Raw genomic sequence first — 22,863 nt, 5'->3', positions numbered from 1 at the left:
TTCTTCATACCCCCAATCCTATGGTTCCCAGCACCGGTATTTCTTCATCCGCCAAAGCTACATTTACATTGCCACCATTGACTGTCAAATTTGTATAATCAAGGACACCCGGTGTGCTTAGCAATATGGTTCCCACTTTAGCATAACTGATATAGGTGCTGGTAAAAGCTGTATCCTGCAGATAACTTCCCAGGGCTGCCCTAAAAGCATCTATCACTCCTTGGATAGCATAACCTGCCGCCAAAGTGACCACCGCTGAGACACCAATCTCTTTAGCTGCTGCCGAAACAACGGTCACGTCAGCACCGATAGGGCGCACGGTCTCAATATAGTCTGATACAGCGTCCACCAAAGTGGAGGTAGCCGGCTGTTTTCCAGCATCCACGATAACAAGCTTCACACTTCCTGACCCTGCCCACAAGGGGAAAACTTTCGCATCTCCCACGCCAGATACTTCAAGGGCCCATTGTCGATATTGAGCTGCATTCCCAGACGTTGCCGGCTGCCGAACTCGCTGCAGGTAGCGCTGCCTGAGGCTGTCGTCGGTTTCAATGTCTGTCCCAGGGATAAGTATGTCAGCTAATTCAGCTCTTACAAGTCCATTAATGTAATCAATAGGAAGTAACGTGCCAAAGTGCTGATTGCCTACACTACCCGCCACTTCACACTCCAGAATATACTGACCCGGCGCGATTTTTTCTTTGGTAGCGTACTTTACTTGCTCAATGGAAAAGCGGCTGCCGATGGCCACATCCAACAGGGTATCATTTTGCCCGTAAAACATTGCCTTCCGCTGGGCCTTCGTGGTGACTCTACGAGTTACCCCATAATCCGCCGTCCTTAATTCCAGATAGTCTCCACTTGATGTTTGAGCTGAGAATAGCTTTAGGTTGACTTCTAATTCTGCATAAGCCTGGGCCAGTTCTGCTGCAGCCGGAGAGAGGGCGTCATAAATAATGCTGCCCTCTCGTTTGTCCAGATCCGCAGGTATTCGGTCCAGCATTCTGGCCAAGATGGACTCATACGTTTGGTCCTCATACACTTACGCCCTCACCTCCTGCGTTATCTCAAAACTCCCATATTTGCTGATAACTGTGCACTCAATGAGCAAACCATCCCCCGTGACCGTAGTTTGGATATTCTCAACGCCGGTGATTCGATCATCCTGGGTTAACGCTTCTCTGATCATGCGGGCAGCTTCTGATTTTACAAAGACCGGGTTCATTCCGATCAAGGTTTCCAGCTCAGAACCATAGTTTGTCGTATAGATTAAGTGATGATAACGAGGTGTTCCCAGAATTTTAAAGACAGCCTGTTTGACTGCCTCAAGGCCGTCCAGTCTGCCGGCAATTCGTTCTTTAGCTGCATCCAACTTCCAGGTGAGGGATGGCTGCTCCGTTTCTTCAATCACACCATTGTTGATACTTCCACCGGTCGGTATCATGTTGTCACCACCTTGTCTAAGATTACAAATTTCTGCCCGCCTTGGACCCTGAGCAGCAGGACTTTGTCCCCTACCTTTAGACCGGGGCGGATAATGAGCTTGGTTGTCAGGGCTGTAGCTGTAGTTTTTGATGATCCATCGTCTGTGTATTGATGTGCATGGGTCAGGTCGGCTTCGTATTTAATCAGGCTTTCAGGTACAACTAAAAAATCCGCCGGCAGCGTAAAGCGTTGGTCTACTTTTACACTCAGCGGACTTATGGTTAGTATCTCTCCAAACATGATATTCACGGGGTTTGAAGCTCCCACAGCATCTATCCCGGCAGCTTTTATTACATCCAATAAACTTGCCATTATACCACCTTCATAATTGCTTTAAGTTCCAGGCTCATGGTATGATCTGCACCTTCGAAATAATGCTTACATTCATCCACCAGGAAAGGCTGATTGATTCCATATTCTTGGATCTGTATCCTTAGATAACTTCCGGCCCTCACTCGAAGATCACCAATAGCTTCAATTTTCAGAGTCCTTGACTCTCGGTTTTTCAATGTGGCCAGATTATCGAGCAGTTCATTAATCTGAGCAGCGTTCATATTTTCATCCACGCTTTGGTAGAGCTGCAGCACCCCCCACTTAGCCATATTGGCACTATCATAGGCCTGATAGATTTCGCGCTGGCCGGTTTCCTTGTTGTCTTTATAAAGCTTAATCTTGTTGTAGGTGTCTTGGTCGATTGATACTTTATGGGTATAGTCTGTCATGAGGCTACCATCGCCAATGATGAAATCCAGCAGTAGGTCCTCAATATTCCGCACTGATAAAGCCCCAAAGTCATCGAAGAACACATAGTTCAGCCCGGTATTCATCAGGGTTAAATCTAAGGCCTTGCAGATCGTATCAAAAAGCTTTTGGTCATTTTGGGACATCGTCGGAATTATATACCCCGTATCATCGATCCGTCCAAGTTTTAGTTGAAAATCAGCAGCGATTCTTCGAACAACATCAGAGGCTGTGACGTTTGCTAAGACATAGGTTTCATTCGCCATGAGGTACCGTAGTTGATCATAGCAAGTAATCTTAACTGCCTCGTCCCTTCCCCCTTCGACGGAAAAGATATAGCCGTAGAAAACATTAATATTATCCTCTACTTCCTGGACCCGGACAATATCTCCATTGCTGTACTTGAAGGCTGCGTCTTGCCCTAAAGCGTTTTTGATCAGAGTAAATTCCAAGCTGCCAGCTTTACCGATTCTGCTGGTTTTCCAGGTTACGTCGGCAACGATCTTAGATATATCCCACACGTTTCCATCTTTGTTATCGATCAGTATTTTTAGCACAGTACACCTCCTATGCCAACTTTATTACTTGGCCGATTTGTAGCCGCTTAATATCGGCATCTGAAATACCATTTAAGGATTGTAACTCTGGCCAGCGGCTCCCATTGCCTAATTGCTTCTGCGCTACGGCCCATAGAGTATCACCGGCTACAAGGGTATAGGTTTTGGGAGTCTGCTGCTCGTTTGGCCTTTCAGGGGCTTGAATTGTTTGTGTTGAGGCTGTGGCAGTTTGCAACGTTGAAATGCTGACAGCTCGTCGTGCTGAATAAGGCACATATTTCTTCAACTTTAAGGAATAGTCAATATCACCTGATCTGCCGGCCTCTTCTTTCCAGTCAAAACCTTCAATACTGGCCAGGGTATTGATATCAAAGGTATCGGAGATAAAAACAAAGCGAATGGGTTCTCTAGATTTCATCCACTTTAAAATGAGTTTTACATATTCGTAAGGGAGCAGCAGGGGCTGAACCGTAACAAATGGGTACCGCTGGGCCGGGAAGAAGCTGCTGAAGGCATACTCTGAGAGCTTGGGATTTTTTATGACGTTGATTTCCCCCAGGGCCACAATATCATAGGTCTTGTTATTTCCGCCCTCTCCAATTTCCAGGGCTCCCGGCATAACAGGGAGCTCAATGGTCTCTGAATATAGACTCAGCTTGATGCCGTAGGGCATTGCTCATCACCCCTTCTTACGCATAAACGTTTGATGCAGACGAAGCAATCTCAGTCTCCAGCATAGTTTTAATCTTCCCTACTATAGTGTCCACGCTCTGACCATTGTTAATATCCCCGGTTGTGACTGCTACTGTTGGTGTAAGTGTTACAAAGTTCTGGATGTTTTTCATTTCGGCTAACTCGCGCATGATCTTAAGGTCTTCGTTGGAGATATCGACCTTATCTTTGATTTTGCCAACTTCACCGACACGATCAATATTAGGTATGTTGCCCAAGTCGAAATCCGTCAGGGTATTTCCTGGAATATTTGATAAGCTAAATTTATCGGAAATATTGTTGCCCCAGTTGTAACCCTTGTTAAAAGCGTTAGTGTAATCGAATCGACCAGGAAGGTAATCGTGGGGATCTAAGCGCGGAACCTTTATTTCTACTTCACCCACTAAGTCATCAGCCATCCCCTGAAGATCGCCCCTCCATCCATTGATTGCATCCGACAGATGCTTTCCAGTCAACGTGTCAATTGCCGAAGCTATAGTCTCCAATATTCCTAAAACTGTATCCCCCAAGCCAACGAACAATCGGACAATGGAACCTACCGGGTCATTAAATACATTTCTAATAGATTCGGCGACCGTTGCGATTACATTCCAGATTGTCGCGACGACATTAATAACAATTTTAAGGACCGCTAAGACTACATTCATAATAACTGCTCCGGCGACCATAAAGGCCCCCGCAATAAATCCTGTGGCAGAATAGCTTGTGCCAGCAAAATGGTTGATGGCAGCTATTGCAATATAGAAGATGGATATTAGCGTAATGACGGCAAGAATATACCACGTTATTGGGGAGGCTAATAAGGCAGAATTTAGCCTCCACTGAGCAGCTGTTTCGGTTGCCGTCGCTGACGTTGCCGCCAGAGTTGCACGCGCTTTAGCTGCTTTCATGCTGGCCGATGCTAAATCTGCTGCGGCAGTAACCCCCGTCCAAAAAGCATTTATTCTTAAAATAGTATTGTAGAGGAGGAACGCTGAGGCAACCCCCATTACAATTGGCACAATCATCCCCCAATTAGACGAAATAAATCCATAGATCCCCGAAACTAACGTCAACAATTTATCAGCAACAAATGCGGCCCTTTCGATAGATGCGCTTATGTTATTTATGAACGTTGTCCCGCCTGGACTATTTAGCATTGAATTAATGCGTTCTATCATAGGGCCAAAAGCTTGAAGCGCGTTATTTTTCATCCTATTGAGTGCATCCGCAAAGGTCATGGGCATAGTTGCAAATTTATCGTTAATGTCATCCGCTGCATTGAATAAAGCCCCTTTAATTATGTCTGAAGTAATTGTTCCCTCCGCCGACATCTTTTTAAGCTCACCTTTGGATTTTCCTGTAAACTTAGCAATGGCACTTGCAAGCATAGGAGCATTTTCCATGATGCTGCGAAACTCATCCCCTTGTAGCTTCCCAGCGGCCATTGCTTGGGTGAGCTGATACATACCGGACTGTTGCTCCATTGTAGACGAGCCCCCAACTTTAAAGGACTTTTGCATCAACTCTGTGAATCTGATAATTTCATTATTATTGGAAAAGGCATCCCCAGCTAAGAGTCCGAGTTTTCCTACGCTGCTTGCCATGACACCATAATTACCATAAGTCCTATCTGCTGTAGCGAATATTTTATCTTGGAGTTGCGCATCTGTTTGGGACCCATCATTAATCAGTTTAAGTCGGGCCTGCGCTGAAACGTAACTATCGCTAATGTTCATTCCTGTTTTTAATCCCATCAGACTAACATAGGTTGCCGCTATCCCTCTAAGATTAGTAAGGATTGTATTTGAATGCCGCGCCCCACTTTGAGCTGACGCATTAAACCTATCCTGCGCACTTGACGCTTGGTTGATAAGGTTTGCACCACTCTGACTTGATTGATTAAATCGTTGTTGTGCCCGAGTGGACTGATCAATAGCTTGCCTTATGCCCACTTCGGCGGCCGCGATTCTCTCTTGAGCAGCCACAAGCGTCCTGCCAATATTGGTATTTTGCTCAGTTGCACTTTGCATTCGCCTCATACTTGATAGCATAAGATTCATGCCCTGGGTTATGTTCTGTAATGGTCCTGACATTCCGTCAAACATTCTTAGTGTCGAGCTTATAGTTGGCACAATTGTCGGACCTCCTTTCGCGCATAAGAAAAAGCACCCCCGAAAGAAGATGCTTTTTCTTATATTAATTAGAGATTTATGGTCTGCCCAATCGGACGGAATTTTGAAGAAATAGTTTTAACTAAATTTTGTGCCCTTGAAACATTCAATGACACATCAAACCCTATATAACTGACTTCTCCATCCTTAAGATACGTAATAATGAGGTAATGTATTGTTGTGGTGGATTTCTTTTCTTTTGCTCTGCCACCAATCATTGCCCCTAATGGTCCAAATAGGACGGCTCCCCCAATGGCCCCTCCCACACTAGATACATAAGATTTTTGTATTTCCGTATCAGTTTTTATTACCATATCCGTAATCTTACTGAAAGCCAACTTAAATGTATTTCCCCCGCCTGTAATTGTCAGATTGTCTTCGCTTAAGTTACCTTCGAGTTCACATCCCAATCCCTCGGATAACGGAAGTCCGGCTTGGTGTTTCCCGTACACAAGGGCTTTTTGACGCTCTATTGCTTTTGCTCTTTCTTCTTTTTGCGCTTGTGTTTTTGGTTTTTTAATTATTAAGAACAAGCCTATCAGTAAAAATAGTATCCCAGGCGGAATCCCTTCAAAATTATTATTTACTATTCCATCTATTAGGCTTAACCCACCGAGTACCATAGATACTATTCCAATAACTTTTCGTTTCCCCATCCTATCCCCTCCCGCTCACACATCTTTGCTTATATACTACTAGCAAATTATTCCGGTGTAAACGGAAAAATGAGAAGTTTAAGGCTATTTAGGCGCTATTTCTTTTTCAACTTTGCCGCCTGCCTTTTCTCCGCCTCAACCCGGACATCAACGAGGGCTATAATCGCCGCCTTCTGCTCCAGGTTGTAACCGGCGTATTCCCAAGGTTTAATGTACAACTCATGGAGGGCGTAGTAAGCGTAATTCCACTCGCTATCGCCCTCCTTAATTAGTTTTTTATTTCCTCCACGACCTCGTTAATGTCGCGGTTATACCCGTTGAACTCTTCGACCTTCTGGATCAGCGCCGCATACTCGCCAGAGAGTAACATCTTTTTGAGTAAGTCTTCGGCCCCTAGGACTCCGTAGGATTTCTGCAGTTCAGCATCCTTTAGGCTCGGGTAGACTACACTTGCAGCAGCAAGCTTGGCCGTATACTCCTCTGGATTGGTTTCGGGAACCCTCATTCCGTTTTTCCCCTTAACCCTTTTTGTGGCCGACTTACGGATTTCTTCGTTCTCGGCCTCGGTTACGGTCCGCAATTTCCACGGAATAGGTTTCCCATCAGCACCCTTAAATCGCTCACTAACAACAAACTCATCGGTAATATCAGACTCCACATTCTGGGCAAAAAAGGCTTGTAAATCACTCATCGTTTATTCCTCCTATAATTTACTTATTTGACAATGTTCAAGGGAAAGGGGCACCTCCCGTCGAAAGAGTAAGCTATCGAAGGGAGGTGATCACATGAAATGGCAACCATCTATTCCTGTTAAATCAACTTTGTCCCCAAGAGTGGACGCGGCAATCTACAAAAAAGACTTTAAGTTTGATTTTGTTAAAGGCGGTTTTATTCCGGGTTCATGGGTTGAAGGGCTTGATGCTTTCATTCAGAGATTTGTAAAAGTCCTACTCACAAATGAAACGCCAATAATAAAGTACGGACTGTATGAGCTCTTGCCTAAATCCCAAAGTCAGGCTGATTTCGAGCAAGAGTGCATCACATTATCCTCTGCGATTGTTACCCATAAATTCTCGGATTCAACACCTAATGATCCAAATGGGCTAGGGTATACCGTTGAAGAAATTTACGGTATTTCTAAGGAGACTCTTGACGACGTCAACTACCTTATTGTCAGTGCCATGATTACGGGCGTAGAGAACAAAGTCGAACTTAAAGTTCCTCTAACGCTTCTTGAAAAGAATAAGCAATAGTTTGCAAAATATCCCCAATTGTTGACCCCTCGCTTACATCTAAATTACAACAATGCTGGAGCATATTCTCCTTTATGGTCTTCACAAACTTTTCCTTGTCAAATTTCAACGTTTTGAGCCGCTTGGGAATGCATTCTTCCAAAGCGGCTACTCTTTTTTCTAAATCGGAAGAAGCGGGATTGAGGCCTATAATTTCAATGGGCCTCAATTTCTGTATTTCTTCACGCACAATCTTACGGACAGCTCCTTGAAGTTCTTCTTCTTCTGTTTTTGACGCATCATCCATAATAAAACCCCCCATCCCATTGCCGGCTTATTTAAACTTATCCAGGATATCCGCATCCTCAAAGGTAAATGGCAGCTCCTCTTCGATAGCATCATCGCTGCTTGCATCGAACGATGCAATGATGACACTGTCCAGGTTGCAGTTTTTAAGAACAGTCGTCTGTTTCCCGATGCTTGAGGTCGTATCCTCATTGGTAATCTGCAGGTCGAAATAAAAATCCTTGCCCGTCTTGATATACTTCAGCATTAAGGACCTGAACAAGCTTGTAACGTAATAAACCGTCAACGTCCCACTGCCTGACCAACCCGTAGATTTCTTGGCAACATTCATTCTCCCCAGAATGGGGACATCGGTTTTGGTCTTTTCAATCGTAGCTTCAATGGACTTAGCGTAGAACAACTCTTCTACTTGACCATTGATCGTCGCAAAGGCCCGGGCTTGCTTCCCTGTGATGACATCTTCCGATTTCATAAAGGCCATGTTAACTTACCCCCTGTTCATAATAAAGAGGCGGATTACGCAACCCACCTCTTTCAAGTATCTCATTAATGTTAAGCCCCCTATGATATTGAGCTCGTACTTTTTGAGGAGAAAGTCCAAATTCATCGGTAAGCTCAATCAATAAACGTTCCTCGTTCCTAAATTCAACCTTAATATTATTCCTTTTGTTCCTTGATTGTTGAAATCGAGTAGCAAAAAGGCAATTGTCAGGAAAGTATCCTTTGTTATTGTCTGCCCTTTCAATAGTAAGCCCATCATGATACCCATTTTGAAGAGCCCACATCTTGAAAGATTGATAACTGTCTCTCCACTCTTTACAAATAGTAATTCCTCGCCCCCCGTAATATGGGTAATCAGGGCGATTTTTATTATAGCACCTAGATCTCATATTCCCCCACGTATTGTACAGCTTTGACCCTACATCTCCATGCTTTGTGCTCCTGTCAAGCAATATGTCCATCTTATAGCATCCACAGGACTTGGTGTGCCCACTCAATAAATGCCAATGTTCAACTTCAACTATTGCTCCGCATTCACACTGACATTTCCAAAAATGAGAATACCTTTCTCCTTTGTTTTGTTTTTGCCTCTTTCCATAACCAATAACATAGAGTCTTTCGAAGAGCATATCGGTCAAATCTCGTTTCGGTTTTAAGCTTGGCACGAGTCATCACCTCACTTTTACCAAGAGGTATATACGCTCTACGCTATCCACTGGCATTGTGTAGGCTTCAATAAGAACAGCGTCAGCTTCGTTACCCGCAATGACAGTCAGGTCAGTCTGTGAGTCAAAGTTCTGGATGGCATTAATCCCCTGCAGAGTTTCCATGTAGTTCACACATTCATTCTTGAGCAGGTTCCTGCCGTCATCATTGTTATTGACCTTCCCGATATAAAACTCTGAAAAGATGCTCACTAAATCATTGTTGATGCCATCTAAGACCCGGATGACCCGGTTTTTATGGAAAGCCTTGCCCTTGTCCACCGTGAAGCTTGTCAGGGTATTAATATCCTGCTCGACTAGCGCCCGGTTGTCGCTGGCCGTGAACAAAAACTCCCCGGCTTTTAACGCTGCAATGATCTGGGTATTCGTGTACCTGGGAGCCACATCTACGGCATCGTCATAGGCTTGGTAGGTTAACGACTCGTTGACCTCAGCTCCCGCTGTGGCACCGGCTACCCAGGCCGTTGCCTGTGCTGCCATAAGGGTTGCCCCAGTTGAAAGCACTACGCCATTCTTGACGCTGATCACGCCTTCATAATCAGCTATCGAATAGTTTTCCAGGACAACCTGGATCTTTTTGCCCTCATCATCCCGGAGCCGTTTGCAGAAAGCTGCGAAGGTTGCTTTAAGGGTGTTGTCTGTCGAAGGCAAGGCCAGAGTATTAAAGTCGTAAATCTCCACTGCGGCCAGATAATCGATATAAGCCTGATTGGTGACTGTGCCGTCTGCCCCGCCGGTAAGAGGTGCGCCAGCCGTTTCTGCTAAAGCTCCGGTGCCCGAAAAGACAACCCAGTCATTTACGGTGAGCCCGGCAATATTGGCTACCGTTTGCAGGTCCTGTTCAACCCCATCCACTAGGGTGGATATATCAAACTTTGTATCATCATCAATATTTTCCTGAATGACCAGGGAAATGTCATTCCCGCGGACCCCGCCCCATTTAGCGGTAACCGTAAGATTGCCAGCTGTAGCCGTTGCCTTCGTCCCGGCGTTAAGCCTATACAGGAGGAGTTTTTGGGCTCGTTTCAGGGCTTCGTTAATCAAGAGTAATTTAGGATCAACGATACTGTAACCCAACTTAGTGGACGTGTCTTCCCCTGCCTCAATAGTGATTACCTTATTGGGTTCGCCCCAGCTCAACGCTAGTGGAATCGAAACTATGCCACGTTCCCCAAGGCTTCCCAGCGCTTGAGGTTCTGACTTAAAGTTTACATAAACCCCTGGCCGCACTTTATTTTGTGCAACCCACGTGCCTGCTGCCATGTTACTTGACCTCCTTCTTCAGAAAATTGTCTAATAACTCAAGGACTTCTTCCTGGGTGTATCGTTGTCCATCCTCCAAGAGTGCATTTAAAACATCCTTTTGAGGATATTTTTTAGACTGCAGTATCTGCTGTTTCGTGTAGGTCTTCGTGACCTGTACATCTTTTTTCTCGGTGTTAACCACGTACATACCCCTCCTGTTCCATGGTTTGCATAAGCGGATCCGGCTCAACGCTGCGCTGTACATGGAAGTTATAGTTGACAAAAAAGTGAAGCACTCCGTCAACAACCTCATGGCGCATTCCCGTGCCTCGGATAGGGCCGCCATCTGCGCTAATCAATTCCATTTTGTCGTACAGCTGCTCTGCCATGTCATGCAGATCCTCATTGCTCCCATCAAAGTAGTGGATATCGAACGAATGACTACGTTGGTACCGCCGGCCAAGGAGCTGATCCTGTGACGCTGGAAAGAGCTTTACAAAAAAACAAGGCTTTTTGAAGCCCTGCCTAATTTCCTCGCCATGTACTTTTATCTCCGGGAAATGCTGATCCAGTGCCGACATGACGCTATCCCGAACCAAGTTTACCGTAATCACGTCATCATCTCCTTGGCGGTCGGCCATTCATTATTTGCTCTAGGATCTGGATTTGCTTGCGTTCGAGGTACTTGGGCAGCTCCCGTTCAATCTCCTGCATGGAGATGGTCATCATGAATTTGCCACTGACCCAACCGATTTTCCTTTTACCCACATACATGCCTAAAGAGCCATATCTTTCCTTATAAGCTGCCTTTGCCTCTTTGGTCAGGTGTATCACTGATCGGTCATAGATAAATTTGTTGCCTTCCCAGTGCCCCGGTACCCAATGCGCCCGAAAGCCGTATTCCACGAATGAAGCATACTCTAGATTATTAAAAATCTCTATGACATAAGCGTCACCTGTTCGAGAAACATTCCCAACCTGCCATTTTCGGCGGAGGTCACCGTGGTCTGCCAGCATCCGCATCTTAATCTTTCGTAGAGAGCGCATAGCCATCTCCGACAGGAACTCCCTGATGAACCGTTCCATCACGCGCTCATCTAGGGCTTTTTGGAATGATTTTGCTAATCTCTCGAATTCCTCGAAGCGAAAACTTCCCCAGCGAGCCATTAGGCTTTGTCCTCCCTTTGTAGGCTGATTTCTTGATGGGAGCCATAAAGAAAGGGCTCTCCCGCCGTAAATTTCAGCGTCCTGCCGCAATGGGTGACTGCCACTGTGTCCCCCTGTTTAATCTCCAACTCAGGGGCTATGAAAAACTTGGTCTCATAGAGAATATTGTTCGTGGATTCCGTTTGCTGATTGCTGGCCAACGACTTCTGAGAGAGCTTACATTTTTGATCAGCATAGACCGTCTGCTCCTCCTGCCGGGTCTCTCCTGAGGGCTTCTTTACGTCGATCATGCGGCTAACTGTGCAGGTGTCCTCATACAGTTTTTTAATGGCCCGGCGATGACGCTTATAGTTGATCATCGCTACCACCTCAGCTTCCGGTATCGGTTCAGATCGATGCGGTAATTCAGGACTACTTTGTCTATGACATCCTTCGAAGTATTAGACACCCCGTCTCCTCTTCCGGGGCTTACCTGTGTATCTCCAATTTTCACGGCTTCAGAGCCGCCGACCGTATCGGAGATTTCATCCACATGGGGAAGGTCAATCCGGACAGCGTCAATAGTCATCGATACCCAGGTGAATTTTAAAGAGTTCGGGATATCTAAAAGGTTGCAATAATGCAAAATTCGCCATCCGAGTTCTTCAATGTAATCTTTTATTAAGCTATCCATATCCTCAGTTTTCAACTCCAGGCGATTTTTTACCTTTGTTAGGATAGTTTCTTGGTTGCTTGGATCGCTTGGATGCATTATCTTTCCTCATCTCCCCTTCTTGCCCGCTTGCTTTTTTATTTCCTGGGGAGCCCGGCTCGTTCTGATCTTTATGCCCTTCCAGATCGGCTTCTTTTTTCTTTTCCGCCAACCTGCGGGCACGGATAAATGCAGTGGCACTCATTTTACTCCTCCAGCGTGGCGATCCTGGCTGCAAATTCAGCCAGGATCGATTGAACGTCTGTTCCTGTAACTCCGGGAATTTCAGATACAGTAACAGCAGAGGCGGAAATAGATCCGCCCTCGCCGCTTTCCAACTTTTCCAGGTATTTAATCACTCCATGGATTTTTCCCACTGGCGTTGTTCTGGATTTAACACTGCTTAAATCTGGCATTTTGCAGCCCCCCTTACGCTATCTTATGGACAAACTGAACTATACGGATATTCTTATTCTCATATACTCTCTCCCAATTATCCGGGGTTTCCAACTCTGCGTTAGTGGGGGATACCCCTGTCACTGAATCCTCCGTCCATTTTACGCCCCGTGGGTGCAGGATAAAATGCTGCCGGTTGACAAGAATATCGTCGCCCTGCAGGCTGTCGCGATCCGTTTCCGTGGGTACTGGTGCAGCCCCATTGCCAAAACCGATCGCCCCTGGTCCAAACAGGTAAGTAGTGTAGACACCGGCTGCATTGGGGTGTCCATCGTCCACGAGAACCCGCTTGCCCAGGTAAGCGGCAAAAGCAGCGCCGGTCACAGGGTCTTTCTGCCATTCAATCAACTGGTCCTTCAGCAGTTTACTGTAAACGGCGCTGTGCATAGAGAAGGCTGTAAGCTTGTCGGCGGCGTCTCCAAGCTTCTGTTGGGCGTCAACGGTCGTGGTTGCGCTAATGACGGCAGCAGAGCCGGCAGCTCCGGAAATGTCATGCTTGTTGCCGGCCATACTAGGCGTTGCAAATACACCTTTCAATGTACTGAACAGCATTTTCTGGCGATCCCTGTTCCACCATGCCGCCACAAGATCAGCAATAGCCCGAAGGGGATCGTCCCCAGACAGAGCTTTGGCAAGGTCGTTGGCCCCCCACGCTTTGCCCCTGGTATGCAATCGAGACATATCTTTGGCAGCGACAATGTGATTTACCGATAAAGGGGTTGTATCGCTAAGGATTTCAGAGTCACCTGTTAGGTCGTTCCAGAACGGCATATTAAGGATGGTTCCTCCGGTTGCCGCAAGTTCGTCCAATTGCGAATCCGGAACAACAATCCCAGATTGCACCAAGGCCGAAAGTTCTGCTGTGCGTTGAATTAAATAAGGGTTAAATACTTCGGGGACGATCACGTCCGCTATACGTGTTGCTGGCATGTTAACATCACCTCATAAGTTATTTTTATTGTTTAGCTATAGCCTGGAGTTGCTTTGCTAGATCGGGATTATCCCGCAGGAGTCGGCCTTGCTCCGTCAAATTAAAGGTTTCCTTCTTCCATGGATTGACCTGACCATCTCCGCTTTTATGCCTCTTACTTTCATGAGGTTGAGCCCCTTTGAATTGGGGGTCTGCCGGATCCTTCTTCTCGACAAACAAAAAAGCCTTGCTTTCCCGCAGGGCTTTGAGTTGATCGTCTAATCCTGACTTAATAGCCCCATCCTCATTAACCTCAATTTTAGTTTTATCAAGGAGTGTGGAAATTAAATCCGGGTCGTGAGCATCACCGGCCACAGAAAGCTTGATTGCCGTCGAGATGGACATGTCCCGCAGCTTCGCCTGGTACTCTTCCTCCTTTTTCTTATTGTCTTTTTGAAGCTGCTCAATTTGACCTTTAAGGGTTTCGTTGTCTCCGGCAGACTTCTTTAGATCGGCCAGCTGCCCATCCCGTTCCTTCAACGCTTCTTCGGATTTCTTTTTTGCCTCGTTGACCTCGTCAAAACGAACCTTGGGAATATATCCTTTGAGCTCTTCCTGAGATGCCTGAGCGGCTTTCTCTGCTTGCTCTTCGCTCAACCCTAAAGCGACAAATTGTTCTTTAGTCATTTTATATCCGTCCTCTCATCTTCACTTTTAACCCGGTCGTGTCCGGTGATGACTTTGTAGTTAACGCCCAAAATTCCAAAATGGCGGCATAATAAAAGACACCTCGTCACAGGTGCCAAATCTGGTATAATTTTCTTATCAGCACTTACTCGCTGAATATCTAGGAAAGGAGAACTTTCATATGGGCAAAAATCAATGGGTGTCGCCCAGAGGTAATGGAAAATGGGGCGTTCATGGCGAAGGTAACGAGCGCGATACTAAACAATTTGAAAACAAAAAAGATGCCATTGACTATGGCAAAGCCATTGCCAAGAATCAGGGCTCAGAATTAATTATTCAAGGCGGAAACGGTAGAATTCAGTCAAAAGACAGCTACGGCAAGGACCCCAATCCTCCCAAAGATACCGAGCACTAATCGTATGTTGGCGTCATTCTTACCCTAAAGCCATCGCTTACATCTACATCCTCATTTGTGATTGCGGCAATGGTTTTAGGGTTTTCTTCATCGGTTTCAATTACAATTTTTGTGAACTGATTTGATAGAACTCTAAAATCCTCCATATTTGCTCCCTCCTCTCCTGAAATAAAAATACCACCTATCGAAACCGATAGATGGCTTTAACCGTTTTCAATTAATCGCATGGCCTTAGCTCCAGAAATTTCATCCGCTCTAAATACCATGTCCGAGCTTCCAATGCCGTCTCCGTCATATCCCATGACCCTATCCATCAACAGATTATCATTGTCCACGATCCAGCCTTTTTCTTTGTCATGTAGATACGGCACAAAGTCCTCTATCTTGCCAACCTGATTCAGGTCAGTCAAATAATAATAAGTTGTGTCCATTATCTCACCTCAGCGTTTCTATTCCATCCGGGACTTTAAGATTCTTGGATAGCTCATTCATCTGCCTTGAGAGCTTCACGGCTTCGGGATCAGCCTTGTTCTTCATGAGCCTCCATTTTTCATACAGGCTGTGCATCTCTCCATTTTTGAGCTTAAAGCTTTCCGGTGTATGATACTGAACCTCAAACTTTTGCCCATTTGGAGATTGGTAAGTGCAGTTAATGCCCTTGTAGGGATTCGCCTTAACCGGCCAGGTGTTCTTGAGTTTTACGAGAGAATAACCTTTCTTAGCCAGCGCCTCATTCACCACGGCATATTGACCTACCAACTTACTATGGGGAGCCTGATAAGTATAGCGGATCACATCGTTAGTCCCTGAGATAGTATTGTCAATAACCTGAGGGCTCAAGCTCTCCTTACTATCCATGTTGACCTTGCGCAAGTAGGATTCTTTGCTTTTGATCCGATAATCAAGCCCAACCATTTCAGTTTTAGTAGCTTCAGAGACTTCTTTCAAGTCCTTGGTTATGCCCGGTTCCTTGGCAATAATCTTATCGTAAGCATTCAGCTTTCGGTAATCCGCCTTAAGGGTGCCCCACTTCTCAGCTTCAGTATACTTCAAATCCCTGAAGTCATCAAAGGTTTTCGGCGCATCTTTGCCGAGAATCTTTTTATAACGAGCGTACTGCTCTTGATCCGAGTAGACATTAGCAGCCTTTTTCTGCATAATCTCAGTTTGGCCTTGACCATACTTATCTACAACATGCTTCTTGTACCATTCAGGATAAGTCATATTTTCAGAAACGGTATAGGTTTCTCGTGTCTTCGGGTCCCGGGCTATTCTCTCGCCGATACCTTCATCATCGTCGAAATAGGGGACTGTTGTACAACGACAATGGCAATGAATTGGCGGATTATTTATACCAATTTCCTGCTCAGATATCTTAAAGACTTTCCCGTCAAGTCCTTGACAGATTTCACATGTGCCTCCCTTTTTGGTTCCAAGTTCTAGCGTTGCTAGAAATTCATACCGATCAACAACACCGCTTTCACTATAGCTGTTCATTGTGGCCTGCTCAACAAAAAATGCTGTCTCTGTCTGCACCAGTCGGTAAGCCTTTGAGTAGGACACATTCATTCTCTTGGCCAGATCCTGAGTCGTTCGGTCAATGCTATCACCACGAATAAATGATTGAGATAGCTTGGTGTACAACTCTTGCTTCAGCTTGTCTCGATCGTTCCATATCCGTTGTGACCAGTTCGCTCCATCAAGCTTGGCTTTAAGGACCGTTTCCAGACCTTTATGGTCTACACGAGCAAAAGAGACTCCTATGCCTGTGCCTGACTGAATCTCAAAAAGGGTTCGGTAATACGTGTCAGTATAGGCGCTACCCAAGAGATCCCCGGTACCCTGCTGCTTACTCCCGGCCAGCATCTCGACTTGTTGATTGATCTGCATTTGTAGGGCTTCAAAACGGCTGACCCGGGTACGGTAGTATGCATTGTCTAGCTGTTGCGTCCAGCGACCGTCCGCATTATCTTTGGCCTTTTCCATGAATTCTTCAAGTGTCCATCGAAACTCCTTTAGCTCCTTAGCGTTGAGTTGCCGCTTTGCTTCGGCCAGATCGACAATGCCATTGTTATCGGCATAGCGCTGGTAGAAAACTTCTATGTCACGCTGGATAGATCGAATAGCCCGATCGTATTCTTTGCGAAGGGCTTTTGTATACTCATCCGCCTTGTCAAATTGACTTTGGGCCAGCTGCTCAAAACGCTTCTGCCAATACTCTGCCGGCTTCATTCGGTCTCACTCGTTTCTGGATCAACGCAGAAGCCCACTATATTGGTATCATTTTCAGGGCTGCTCTCATTATTGATGGCTTCAATCAAGCCGGAAACTGCGTCAAATGATTCCTTGTCAATGAGCCCCTGTTCAACTTGGTTTATCAGGCCATCACAAGCCTTTTGGATCAGGCTATTAATCTTCGCTTCCGTCATCTTTTCCAACATTATTCTCACCCCCTAATCCCGGATAATCGCTAAGGCTTTCTTCTCTCTCTTCTTTAACCCGTTTTAATTCATCCTTGGCATCCGTTACCCAGGGATGATTTGATATGACCGTCTCATCAGAGATAATCCCCACGCTATTCTTAGCATTCGTGATCGTATCCGTTTCGTTCATCAAGATGTCGCGATTTAGGATAAAATCAACGGTTTCCTCCGAGAAATCCTGCCTTGCTGTATTAGCGATATGCTGATCAATAAACCATCTCAATTGCTCCAATCCGGCCTGGAATTCCGCCTCAAAATCGTTAGCATCCATGTCCAAGTCCGAATAAAGGAACTTTAAAGCAATACCGGAAGGGCTATTCCCAAATTTGTCAGACTGGGTGTCCACACCGCGTCCGAATTCGTAAATATCCTTCCGGTCCATCTCCATGTGATTTTTGTAGGCCTCAGTATTGATTTCCAGGCTCCGGGTCTCTAGCCCGCCATCCCCCGTGACCTTAACAGCCCGATATACGGACAAGTTATGCCGGAATTCGCCCAGATCTGTACCATCATAATCTTTGATCACATAAATACTATTGGGCAAATCGTCAAGATCGTTGGAATTGCTTGATTTTCGCTTGTCATAATCATCAACGAGAGACTTAACATCTTTAATCAAAGGAACCTCATCATCGTTGTACTTAAAACAAATAAAGGGAATGCGCTCCCAGTTGTAAAGCTTTTCCCTGGGCTTTCCATCTTCAGCTTTATTAACTAGGAGTTTGAAATGGCTATCCCATTCCCCCTGTTCAAAATCGGGTGTAAGCTGATCATCGGACAGAATATATCTCTTCACGCCACTGGTATCCCAAAACTCTACTTTAGTTACAATCGTTTTGGTAATCCCGAGGTACGTTTCTACTTCATAGATCCGTATCAGGGCATCAAGCATCGTATGTTCAGCATCACGCCAAAGGGGGATGATCTCCTCTGCAGGGATTCGCTTAAGCGAAAGAAGTCCCTGGTCATTGTAATAGATGTGGAGCCACGCTTTTCCCTTGATAATGGCCTCTTTACCCAAGTTCTTGAGTGCTTGTAGAAAGGCCTTGTTAAAATACTTCTGCAAAAGCTCTTGGTATGCCGTGTTATCTGTCTGAATAGATAGAGGCTTGGATAAAAGGTACCCGACTTTCTGCTTTACCAGCTTCTTTAGGAAGTTATGAACAAGCTTATTGTTTGCTAAATTCTTATCCTCAACCAATTGACCGCCTTCGCCGATCACCAAGCGCTTTCGTCGTAGGATATCCGGATTATTGGCATAATACCTCTGCCCGACGTACATCCAACCTAATTCTTCTGATGCCTTCCATTCGCTAATCTCTAGCTTAATGATTTGCTCAAGGCTCATCGCCGTCCGGGATCCAGCTTTAATTATTGTGGCTATGCGCTCATTCTCTGAGATTGGCATTAGTTCACCTCGCTTTCGCAGGAAAGTTTAAGGTTTTTGTAGAAGTTTAATTGAAAAATGTGTTTAGGTGGGATTTAATTGGCGCTAACCTTAATAGATTACAAAATATTGCAATATGTTAATCAATCCACAAAAGTAGAACAGTCAGCGATTGTTAATCGCTTTTCATCCGAAATAGACTCTATTGAATATCGGCTAGAATTATTAGCCGAGCAAGAATACCGCACTGTGAGCAATAGTTTCCGTATCCCCATCGAAAATACAAGCTATATCCAGAAAGAATATGTCTTAGTTAAAGATGATAACGGGCTTTCATACGACAAACCTACAGGGTTTTTTTATATAACCGATAAAGGGAAAACCGCTTTACAAGAGTACGAACTGGATAAGCAATCTGAATTACGTCGTAAGTATGAGGAACGGTTTTGGCGTGCGTTCCCTGTCGTAATTTCCCTTATAGCTTTGATGAAGTCTTTTCAAAATGAGTTTATTTCATTATGGCAATTAGTAGCGCAGCTATTGAAATAGCTGCTGGCAACCATTCCGGTATGTCTGGAAGAAAATCCATTATTTTATAAAACAGATTTGATTTTTCGCCCCTTATTTCTATCGCGTCCGCAGCAGTTTTTTCTTTTCTTTCGAACATTGACTCACCTCTTTTCCTTCTCGTCGTATTAGAATGACACCCCAGGTTTCTTCATGTCGCCTTCACAAGCATAGCGGGCCTGATCAATGCTGTGGTTATTCGTCTCTTCAAGCTTCGCCTTGGGATTTCCGTCGGGATCGACCATGTAATCAATATCCTCGAACTCTTTTGCCGTCTTAGGCGTCCTTACGGGGTCGATCACAATCTCCTCCAGATCATCAAGCCACTTCTCACCGTATTCCACTGACCCTGGACCTTTCTTGGCCCCTTTAATCCGGATCCCGTAGCCCTTCATTTCGTCGATACTCTTGGGCTCTGCGCTATCCGCAATGATCATGTCATTCTCATAACCTTTTTTCTTGATCCAATCTGCTGCTTCCCGGTTGCTAATCTTCACCCCGTGCAACTCATCCATGGCGTAAAGGATCCGGCGGGTTTTATCCAAGTGCCACCGGCCAAAGGAAAACGCATCCACGCCATAACCCCAGTCAATCCCTTGCCGGATATTGTCAAAGGTCTTCATCTCGGCATCTGTTATGGTCCTGAACACCAGGTTATCGAAGGGAACAACGCCAGAGCCAATGGCTTTCCCGAGATATTCCCACTTGTACTTCAACGAGATGCCGTCACTGTCCAGCTTACCTTTATATTTAACCCCTTCGGCTTCTTCCTTGAAGGCCTTGGATATATAAGGATTCTCCAGATAACTGGAATGATGGATATAAGTATTGGCCGGGATAAACTGGGACTCATACTTTTTGTTCACCCAGCTTTGCTTTCGCTTTGGTGGGTTGTAGGAATAATAAAAGGCATAAAAAAGACCATCCGGCAACTCTGCGCGAAGGACAGAATTTTCGATGGTGGAGACCTCGTCTTCAGTTTTAAATTCTGCTAACTCCTCAATCCACATAAAAGCTATCGGGAATTTGGCCACCTTGATCGATTTAATTTTTAACGGATCATCGGCCCCTCGGAAAATGATCTTATTTCCTCGGGAGAGGTAGGTCAGTTGCAGCGGGTTCTTTGTTTCCTTCCAGTAAGCCGATACGCCTAAAAGTTCTATAGCTTCCTTAAGCTGCTCAAATACAGACTCATTGAGGGTTCGACCTACTTTCCTGATGCACAAAGTTGTGACCGGGTACTTCATCATATCCTTGATCAGCTTTAAAGCAATGTGGGTGGACTTCGCGGACCCGCGACCACCTTTGAGCACATGGCGAAGGTATTTATGAGAATTGGAGGCTTTCCAGAAGGATTGAAACTTCGACGTGACAATTTCGGAAAGCTTAACCTGTGTCGGTGCTGCTGTCATCGCCATCATCGTCACCGCCGCCGATATCGTCTATGATCTGGACGCCAATATTTGCGCTAATGTTAACGTTATCTGTATAAACCCCAGCCATCTCCAAAATGACCTTACCGTGCTGAAAGCTTCCCCGTAATGCCTCACGAACAAACGTGTTGAGTACCGGGCCAAGAGCCTGCTTAACTACTTCTCTTGATCTTTGCTCGTATAACCTTACAAATCCGGGTTTCGAAAAAGCTTCGTAGTAGACTGGGCGTGAGCATTTTGCTAGTTTACAAACATCAGTGATTGACTTCATTCTGTATTCTGGATTTACCAATACCTCAAGCAGATTACGTTCCTTTTCAGTGGGCTCGTAATCTGTTAAGTTTTGTAAGTGCTCATTCATCCGTCAATCACCTCCTAAAATGTCCGGTAACTCCTTCCCGAAGTCATTCCAATCAAGTCCGTACTCGTCTAAAATTGCCTTAAAATCTTCTATGTCATGAGGCCTTAATTTAAGCCCTCGTTCTCCCATTGTAATGTGCCGCAGTTCATGTAACATCAAAATCTTCAGTTGGTTCTCGTTTAAGAAACTCGTATTTCGCTCATAAAATGTGATGATAAAATCAAATGGCAGGTAAGCTTTAAAAACTTCCTGCACTTTCCTGCAATCGGCGAATGTTATCTTCTCGCCACTCTTACGCTCCTGACTAATCACATAGCCTATTTTGATGTTCCACTCACGGATAAAATTAAATTCAGGATACCGATTTATGATTTTAGTAGCAAGTAACCTCAATTTCCTGCTGGGCTCAGCATCACGGATTCCCATTCGCCTTTTTAGGTTCCGGATAAGAATTGTTTTATCTTTCTCGTTCTGCTCATCCCAAAGACGATATAGAGCCTTGAAGGCGGCACAAGTGGTTTCACATTCTTTATTTTTGAAACACTCACTGCATATTTCATTCATTTTGCCACCTCTTTTTTAAATTCCCTCGGCTTGAAGAATTAATATCCCGCTTGTGTTTGTTGGCAGGCGGAAGGATTTTCTTACTTTTTTGTCCAATACTCTTTTTGATGTTAACTTGAAAGGGGTATTGTAATGGAGTCAAAAAAGTTTGATTTTGGATCTTATGGAACAATCACTTGTGCAATAGAATATAAAAACGGTCTTTACCATGCATCAACGACATCACAAATAGATTTTCGCGAAATTGATTCTTGGGGAAAATCCGAAGAAGATGCTGCTCTACACCTATTGACAAAAGTCCAGAGGGAGGATGGTAAGGCATTATAATTACTACCTCTACCCCATTCACGCCCGCCTTTACCTGCCTACCTTTGATTTTATTAATGAAAATGGAATATCTTCCATGATTATGCTATATACTCAATGTGAGGGGATTTCGATTACTAAAGGCAACTCAGTAGACTCCACTTCGGAAGGAGTTGCCCAACATGAAACGATTAAGATCTTTATTGGATCACCCAAAGACTCGACTTGTCCTATTGGTATTAACCCGGGAAATCACAAACAATTATCAGCTCCTAATTTACATTATAGACTTCCTGTTTAGATACTTTTTCTAAGTAAATTGTGTTAACTAGCCTTTAGTAAGTGCCCCTCCTTGGATAGAAAACTATTCTCGGAGGGGCAATTACTAGAAGTTAAAAATAATAAATTGCAAAGCAATGCAGGGGAGAATCGACTCGAACCGCATTGCTTTTGTGTCGTTTCAGATCATAAATTAATTTATTTTCCCGATGATTATTTTTTTGAAATGCTTAAGGTGCTGCTCAAACCATGATTCTGCCTGGTTTTTGCCTAAAACCCTATATCTATAAAGTGTAAAATAAAAAATCATAAAAAAATCCAATTTAACTGTTTATCGAATGCCGCGGTATGCGATTAGTGCCCAAAAAACCACCGCCGCGAGATCTACGCCCGCCTCGTCTGCCTAATACCCCCTCGTCGACGTTCATATCCGTCATGTCGCATAAGTTGCTCAGCTTCATGATCATTTATATTAACTTTTTTAGACTTTGGGTGTTTCTTAACATCTTTTATATTAGCCAATCTTCGTAACACCTCCGGCTGTTTATATCGAACTATTTCACCGACCGTACACATACCGGAATCACCCCACCTTAAAAAATTGAACGCCCCAATTATGAGGCGTTCATCGAGAGGAGGAAATATAGTTCGAGCCTAGACTCGTCAGTTTGACATATTGAAAAGGCACCCCCATTTAGGAAGTGCCTTTTGCGTGGAGAAGCGCGCGCAGTTACCTCTCCTATGACTATTGTATATAAACATTACTTAGTCTTCAGATTGATAGCAAGGGTAAGGATTTGCACCTTACATATGATTATCTGCGT

33 protein-coding genes are annotated in these 22,863 nt (G+C 44.9%); 4 read left to right on the top strand and 29 right to left on the bottom strand.

Going from position 1 to position 22,863, the window contains the following annotated elements; translation table 11 throughout:
• Nucleotides 1–4: 4 nt before the first annotated feature.
• From DESYODRAFT_RS05520 to DESYODRAFT_RS05485, 8 genes are all read right to left on the bottom strand, one after another.
• Complete coding sequence (locus DESYODRAFT_RS05520; RefSeq protein ID WP_007780493.1) at nt 5–1,042, bottom strand: baseplate J/gp47 family protein; 1,038 nt, start codon at nt 1,040–1,042, stop codon at nt 5–7.
• The gene (locus tag DESYODRAFT_RS05515) at nt 1,043–1,444 is read right to left on the bottom strand and encodes a DUF2634 domain-containing protein (protein WP_007780491.1); all 402 of its coding nucleotides are present in this window, start codon (nt 1,442–1,444) and stop codon (nt 1,043–1,045) included.
• Nucleotides 1,441–1,797, bottom strand: coding sequence for a DUF2577 domain-containing protein (locus DESYODRAFT_RS05510; RefSeq protein ID WP_007780489.1), 357 nt, complete (start codon nt 1,795–1,797; stop codon nt 1,441–1,443). Before DESYODRAFT_RS05510 ends, DESYODRAFT_RS05515 begins: the two co-directional genes overlap by 4 nt.
• Nucleotides 1,797–2,783 (bottom strand): XkdQ/YqbQ family protein, encoded by a 987-nt coding sequence (locus DESYODRAFT_RS05505; RefSeq protein ID WP_007780487.1) that lies wholly within the window; start codon nt 2,781–2,783, stop codon nt 1,797–1,799. The genes DESYODRAFT_RS05510 and DESYODRAFT_RS05505 overlap by 1 nt, the downstream gene beginning before the upstream one ends.
• Before the next feature lie 10 nt (nt 2,784–2,793).
• Nucleotides 2,794–3,456 (bottom strand): LysM peptidoglycan-binding domain-containing protein, encoded by a 663-nt coding sequence (locus tag DESYODRAFT_RS05500; protein ID WP_007780484.1) that lies wholly within the window; start codon nt 3,454–3,456, stop codon nt 2,794–2,796.
• A gap of 16 nt (nt 3,457–3,472) precedes the next feature.
• Nucleotides 3,473–5,629, bottom strand: a complete 2,157-nt coding sequence (locus DESYODRAFT_RS05495) for a tape measure protein (protein ID WP_007780483.1) — start codon at nt 5,627–5,629, stop codon at nt 3,473–3,475.
• A 68-nt stretch (nt 5,630–5,697) separates the two neighbouring features.
• Nucleotides 5,698–6,324, bottom strand: a complete 627-nt coding sequence (locus tag DESYODRAFT_RS05490) for a hypothetical protein (RefSeq protein WP_007780480.1) — start codon at nt 6,322–6,324, stop codon at nt 5,698–5,700.
• Between the two features lie 268 nt (nt 6,325–6,592).
• Nucleotides 6,593–7,015, bottom strand: coding sequence for a phage tail assembly chaperone (locus DESYODRAFT_RS05485; protein ID WP_007780477.1), 423 nt, complete (start codon nt 7,013–7,015; stop codon nt 6,593–6,595).
• A gap of 94 nt (nt 7,016–7,109) precedes the next feature.
• On the opposite strand from DESYODRAFT_RS05485, the gene DESYODRAFT_RS05480 reads away from it, so the two are divergent.
• Nucleotides 7,110–7,577: a hypothetical protein gene (locus DESYODRAFT_RS05480; protein WP_007780475.1), complete on the top strand. Its 468-nt coding sequence runs from the start codon at nt 7,110–7,112 to the stop codon at nt 7,575–7,577.
• Here the strand turns inward: DESYODRAFT_RS05480 and DESYODRAFT_RS05475 are convergent.
• The 13 genes from DESYODRAFT_RS05475 to DESYODRAFT_RS05420 are packed head-to-tail and all read right to left on the bottom strand — an operon-like array spanning nt 7,537 to nt 14,244.
• Nucleotides 7,537–7,863 carry a hypothetical protein gene (locus DESYODRAFT_RS05475; RefSeq protein WP_007780471.1) on the bottom strand — a complete coding sequence of 109 codons (327 nt, stop codon included), beginning with the start codon at nt 7,861–7,863 and terminating at the stop codon, nt 7,537–7,539. The genes DESYODRAFT_RS05480 and DESYODRAFT_RS05475 overlap by 41 nt on opposite strands.
• 27 nt (nt 7,864–7,890) lie before the next feature.
• On the bottom strand, nt 7,891–8,343 hold the full coding sequence (locus DESYODRAFT_RS05470) for a phage tail tube protein (protein ID WP_007780470.1): 453 nt from the start codon (nt 8,341–8,343) through the stop codon (nt 7,891–7,893).
• A 1-nt stretch (nt 8,344) separates the two neighbouring features.
• A complete protein-coding gene (locus tag DESYODRAFT_RS05465) occupies nt 8,345–9,028 on the bottom strand; it encodes a hypothetical protein (protein ID WP_007780465.1) in 684 nt (227 codons plus the stop codon).
• A gap of 6 nt (nt 9,029–9,034) precedes the next feature.
• Nucleotides 9,035–10,351, bottom strand: a complete 1,317-nt coding sequence (locus DESYODRAFT_RS05460; RefSeq protein ID WP_007780463.1) for a phage tail sheath family protein — start codon at nt 10,349–10,351, stop codon at nt 9,035–9,037.
• A gap of 1 nt (nt 10,352) precedes the next feature.
• Nucleotides 10,353–10,535 (bottom strand): hypothetical protein, encoded by a 183-nt coding sequence (locus DESYODRAFT_RS05455; protein WP_007780461.1) that lies wholly within the window; start codon nt 10,533–10,535, stop codon nt 10,353–10,355.
• Complete coding sequence (locus DESYODRAFT_RS05450; RefSeq protein ID WP_007780459.1) at nt 10,528–10,974, bottom strand: phage tail terminator family protein; 447 nt, start codon at nt 10,972–10,974, stop codon at nt 10,528–10,530. The genes DESYODRAFT_RS05455 and DESYODRAFT_RS05450 overlap by 8 nt, the downstream gene beginning before the upstream one ends.
• Nucleotides 10,952–11,500: an HK97 gp10 family phage protein gene (locus DESYODRAFT_RS05445; protein WP_007780457.1), complete on the bottom strand. Its 549-nt coding sequence runs from the start codon at nt 11,498–11,500 to the stop codon at nt 10,952–10,954. The genes DESYODRAFT_RS05450 and DESYODRAFT_RS05445 overlap by 23 nt, the downstream gene beginning before the upstream one ends.
• Nucleotides 11,500–11,859 carry a hypothetical protein gene (locus tag DESYODRAFT_RS05440; RefSeq protein WP_007780455.1) on the bottom strand — a complete coding sequence of 120 codons (360 nt, stop codon included), beginning with the start codon at nt 11,857–11,859 and terminating at the stop codon, nt 11,500–11,502. The genes DESYODRAFT_RS05445 and DESYODRAFT_RS05440 overlap by 1 nt, the downstream gene beginning before the upstream one ends.
• 2 nt (nt 11,860–11,861) lie before the next feature.
• A complete protein-coding gene (locus tag DESYODRAFT_RS05435) occupies nt 11,862–12,173 on the bottom strand; it encodes a DNA-packaging protein (protein WP_242833539.1) in 312 nt (103 codons plus the stop codon).
• Between the two features lie 4 nt (nt 12,174–12,177).
• Nucleotides 12,178–12,396 carry a hypothetical protein gene (locus tag DESYODRAFT_RS27920; protein ID WP_157137111.1) on the bottom strand — a complete coding sequence of 73 codons (219 nt, stop codon included), beginning with the start codon at nt 12,394–12,396 and terminating at the stop codon, nt 12,178–12,180.
• 1 nt (nt 12,397) lies between these two features.
• Entirely contained in the window at nt 12,398–12,607 is a 210-nt protein-coding gene (locus DESYODRAFT_RS05430) for a hypothetical protein (protein ID WP_007780452.1), read from the bottom strand.
• Between the two features lie 13 nt (nt 12,608–12,620).
• Complete coding sequence (locus DESYODRAFT_RS05425) at nt 12,621–13,577, bottom strand: major capsid protein (protein ID WP_007780449.1); 957 nt, start codon at nt 13,575–13,577, stop codon at nt 12,621–12,623.
• A gap of 25 nt (nt 13,578–13,602) precedes the next feature.
• Nucleotides 13,603–14,244: a phage scaffolding protein gene (locus DESYODRAFT_RS05420; protein ID WP_007780447.1), complete on the bottom strand. Its 642-nt coding sequence runs from the start codon at nt 14,242–14,244 to the stop codon at nt 13,603–13,605.
• A gap of 181 nt (nt 14,245–14,425) precedes the next feature.
• Here DESYODRAFT_RS05420 and DESYODRAFT_RS05415 point away from each other — a divergent pair, with 181 nt between their 5' ends.
• On the top strand, nt 14,426–14,659 hold the full coding sequence (locus tag DESYODRAFT_RS05415; RefSeq protein ID WP_007780444.1) for a DUF2188 domain-containing protein: 234 nt from the start codon (nt 14,426–14,428) through the stop codon (nt 14,657–14,659).
• Here DESYODRAFT_RS05415 and DESYODRAFT_RS28590 read toward each other — a convergent pair.
• The 5 genes from DESYODRAFT_RS28590 to DESYODRAFT_RS05395 are packed head-to-tail and all read right to left on the bottom strand — an operon-like array spanning nt 14,656 to nt 18,550.
• A complete protein-coding gene (locus DESYODRAFT_RS28590) occupies nt 14,656–14,805 on the bottom strand; it encodes a hypothetical protein (protein ID WP_007780443.1) in 150 nt (49 codons plus the stop codon). The genes DESYODRAFT_RS05415 and DESYODRAFT_RS28590 overlap by 4 nt on opposite strands.
• Nucleotides 14,806–14,862: 57 nt before the next feature.
• Nucleotides 14,863–15,090 carry a hypothetical protein gene (locus tag DESYODRAFT_RS05410; protein WP_007780440.1) on the bottom strand — a complete coding sequence of 76 codons (228 nt, stop codon included), beginning with the start codon at nt 15,088–15,090 and terminating at the stop codon, nt 14,863–14,865.
• A 4-nt stretch (nt 15,091–15,094) separates the two neighbouring features.
• A complete protein-coding gene (locus DESYODRAFT_RS05405) occupies nt 15,095–16,891 on the bottom strand; it encodes a minor capsid protein (protein ID WP_007780434.1) in 1,797 nt (598 codons plus the stop codon).
• Entirely contained in the window at nt 16,888–17,100 is a 213-nt protein-coding gene (locus DESYODRAFT_RS05400) for a hypothetical protein (protein ID WP_007780432.1), read from the bottom strand. Before DESYODRAFT_RS05400 ends, DESYODRAFT_RS05405 begins: the two co-directional genes overlap by 4 nt.
• Nucleotides 17,069–18,550, bottom strand: a complete 1,482-nt coding sequence (locus tag DESYODRAFT_RS05395) for a phage portal protein (RefSeq protein ID WP_007780430.1) — start codon at nt 18,548–18,550, stop codon at nt 17,069–17,071. The genes DESYODRAFT_RS05400 and DESYODRAFT_RS05395 overlap by 32 nt, the downstream gene beginning before the upstream one ends.
• 78 nt (nt 18,551–18,628) lie before the next feature.
• Between DESYODRAFT_RS05395 and DESYODRAFT_RS05390 the strand changes: the two genes are divergently transcribed.
• Complete coding sequence (locus tag DESYODRAFT_RS05390; protein ID WP_007780428.1) at nt 18,629–19,078, top strand: hypothetical protein; 450 nt, start codon at nt 18,629–18,631, stop codon at nt 19,076–19,078.
• 146 nt (nt 19,079–19,224) lie between these two features.
• Here the strand turns inward: DESYODRAFT_RS05390 and DESYODRAFT_RS05385 are convergent, their stop codons facing one another.
• The 3 genes from DESYODRAFT_RS05385 to DESYODRAFT_RS05375 are packed head-to-tail and all read right to left on the bottom strand — an operon-like array spanning nt 19,225 to nt 21,454.
• Nucleotides 19,225–20,517, bottom strand: coding sequence for a PBSX family phage terminase large subunit (locus tag DESYODRAFT_RS05385; protein ID WP_007780425.1), 1,293 nt, complete (start codon nt 20,515–20,517; stop codon nt 19,225–19,227).
• Nucleotides 20,483–20,890: a phBC6A51 family helix-turn-helix protein gene (locus tag DESYODRAFT_RS05380; protein WP_007780423.1), complete on the bottom strand. Its 408-nt coding sequence runs from the start codon at nt 20,888–20,890 to the stop codon at nt 20,483–20,485. The genes DESYODRAFT_RS05385 and DESYODRAFT_RS05380 overlap by 35 nt, the downstream gene beginning before the upstream one ends.
• Nucleotides 20,891–20,893: 3 nt before the next feature.
• Nucleotides 20,894–21,454, bottom strand: a complete 561-nt coding sequence (locus tag DESYODRAFT_RS05375) for a putative metallopeptidase (RefSeq protein ID WP_007780420.1) — start codon at nt 21,452–21,454, stop codon at nt 20,894–20,896.
• Between the two features lie 132 nt (nt 21,455–21,586).
• On the opposite strand from DESYODRAFT_RS05375, the gene DESYODRAFT_RS05370 reads away from it, so the two are divergent.
• A complete protein-coding gene (locus DESYODRAFT_RS05370) occupies nt 21,587–21,781 on the top strand; it encodes a hypothetical protein (protein ID WP_007780418.1) in 195 nt (64 codons plus the stop codon).
• The last annotated feature ends 1,082 nt before the right edge of the window (nt 21,782–22,863 follow it).

Origin of the sequence: Desulfosporosinus youngiae DSM 17734, assembly GCF_000244895.1 — a bacterium.
GTDB lineage: Bacteria > Bacillota > Desulfitobacteriia > Desulfitobacteriales > Desulfitobacteriaceae > Desulfosporosinus > Desulfosporosinus youngiae.
This window is presented reverse-complemented; position numbering and strand designations above follow the sequence as displayed.

Excerpts from the sequence above, each read along its gene's own strand:
- DESYODRAFT_RS05440 (WP_007780455.1), bottom strand. The coding sequence starts at position 11,859 with ATGATCAACTATAAGCGTCATCGCCGGGCCATTAAAAAACTGTATGAG.
- DESYODRAFT_RS05400 (WP_007780432.1), bottom strand. The coding sequence starts at position 17,100 with ATGTTGGAAAAGATGACGGAAGCGAAGATTAATAGCCTGATCCAAAAG.
- DESYODRAFT_RS05490 (WP_007780480.1), bottom strand. The coding sequence starts at position 6,324 with ATGGGGAAACGAAAAGTTATTGGAATAGTATCTATGGTACTCGGTGGG.
- DESYODRAFT_RS05515 (WP_007780491.1), bottom strand. The coding sequence starts at position 1,444 with ATGATACCGACCGGTGGAAGTATCAACAATGGTGTGATTGAAGAAACG.
- DESYODRAFT_RS05395 (WP_007780430.1), bottom strand. The coding sequence starts at position 18,550 with ATGCCAATCTCAGAGAATGAGCGCATAGCCACAATAATTAAAGCTGGA.
- DESYODRAFT_RS05380 (WP_007780423.1), bottom strand. The coding sequence starts at position 20,890 with ATGAATGAGCACTTACAAAACTTAACAGATTACGAGCCCACTGAAAAG.
- DESYODRAFT_RS05445 (WP_007780457.1), bottom strand. The coding sequence starts at position 11,500 with ATGGCTCGCTGGGGAAGTTTTCGCTTCGAGGAATTCGAGAGATTAGCA.
- DESYODRAFT_RS05475 (WP_007780471.1), bottom strand. The coding sequence starts at position 7,863 with ATGGATGATGCGTCAAAAACAGAAGAAGAAGAACTTCAAGGAGCTGTC.
- DESYODRAFT_RS05385 (WP_007780425.1), bottom strand. The coding sequence starts at position 20,517 with ATGATGGCGATGACAGCAGCACCGACACAGGTTAAGCTTTCCGAAATT.
- DESYODRAFT_RS05430 (WP_007780452.1), bottom strand. The coding sequence starts at position 12,607 with ATGCCAGATTTAAGCAGTGTTAAATCCAGAACAACGCCAGTGGGAAAA.
- DESYODRAFT_RS05470 (WP_007780470.1), bottom strand. The coding sequence starts at position 8,343 with ATGGCCTTTATGAAATCGGAAGATGTCATCACAGGGAAGCAAGCCCGG.
- DESYODRAFT_RS05500 (WP_007780484.1), bottom strand. The coding sequence starts at position 3,456 with ATGCCCTACGGCATCAAGCTGAGTCTATATTCAGAGACCATTGAGCTC.
- DESYODRAFT_RS05485 (WP_007780477.1), bottom strand. The coding sequence starts at position 7,015 with ATGAGTGATTTACAAGCCTTTTTTGCCCAGAATGTGGAGTCTGATATT.
- DESYODRAFT_RS05375 (WP_007780420.1), bottom strand. The coding sequence starts at position 21,454 with ATGAATGAAATATGCAGTGAGTGTTTCAAAAATAAAGAATGTGAAACC.
- DESYODRAFT_RS05510 (WP_007780489.1), bottom strand. The coding sequence starts at position 1,797 with ATGGCAAGTTTATTGGATGTAATAAAAGCTGCCGGGATAGATGCTGTG.
- DESYODRAFT_RS05420 (WP_007780447.1), bottom strand. The coding sequence starts at position 14,244 with ATGACTAAAGAACAATTTGTCGCTTTAGGGTTGAGCGAAGAGCAAGCA.
- DESYODRAFT_RS05425 (WP_007780449.1), bottom strand. The coding sequence starts at position 13,577 with ATGCCAGCAACACGTATAGCGGACGTGATCGTCCCCGAAGTATTTAAC.
- DESYODRAFT_RS05480 (WP_007780475.1), top strand. The coding sequence starts at position 7,110 with ATGAAATGGCAACCATCTATTCCTGTTAAATCAACTTTGTCCCCAAGA.
- DESYODRAFT_RS05370 (WP_007780418.1), top strand. The coding sequence starts at position 21,587 with ATGGAGTCAAAAAAGTTTGATTTTGGATCTTATGGAACAATCACTTGT.
- DESYODRAFT_RS05410 (WP_007780440.1), bottom strand. The coding sequence starts at position 15,090 with ATGGACACAACTTATTATTATTTGACTGACCTGAATCAGGTTGGCAAG.
- DESYODRAFT_RS05450 (WP_007780459.1), bottom strand. The coding sequence starts at position 10,974 with ATGGCCGACCGCCAAGGAGATGATGACGTGATTACGGTAAACTTGGTT.
- DESYODRAFT_RS05460 (WP_007780463.1), bottom strand. The coding sequence starts at position 10,351 with ATGGCAGCAGGCACGTGGGTTGCACAAAATAAAGTGCGGCCAGGGGTT.
- DESYODRAFT_RS27920 (WP_157137111.1), bottom strand. The coding sequence starts at position 12,396 with ATGAGTGCCACTGCATTTATCCGTGCCCGCAGGTTGGCGGAAAAGAAA.
- DESYODRAFT_RS05415 (WP_007780444.1), top strand. The coding sequence starts at position 14,426 with ATGGGCAAAAATCAATGGGTGTCGCCCAGAGGTAATGGAAAATGGGGC.
- DESYODRAFT_RS28590 (WP_007780443.1), bottom strand. The coding sequence starts at position 14,805 with ATGGAGGATTTTAGAGTTCTATCAAATCAGTTCACAAAAATTGTAATT.
- DESYODRAFT_RS05405 (WP_007780434.1), bottom strand. The coding sequence starts at position 16,891 with ATGAAGCCGGCAGAGTATTGGCAGAAGCGTTTTGAGCAGCTGGCCCAA.
- DESYODRAFT_RS05435 (WP_242833539.1), bottom strand. The coding sequence starts at position 12,173 with ATGGATAGCTTAATAAAAGATTACATTGAAGAACTCGGATGGCGAATT.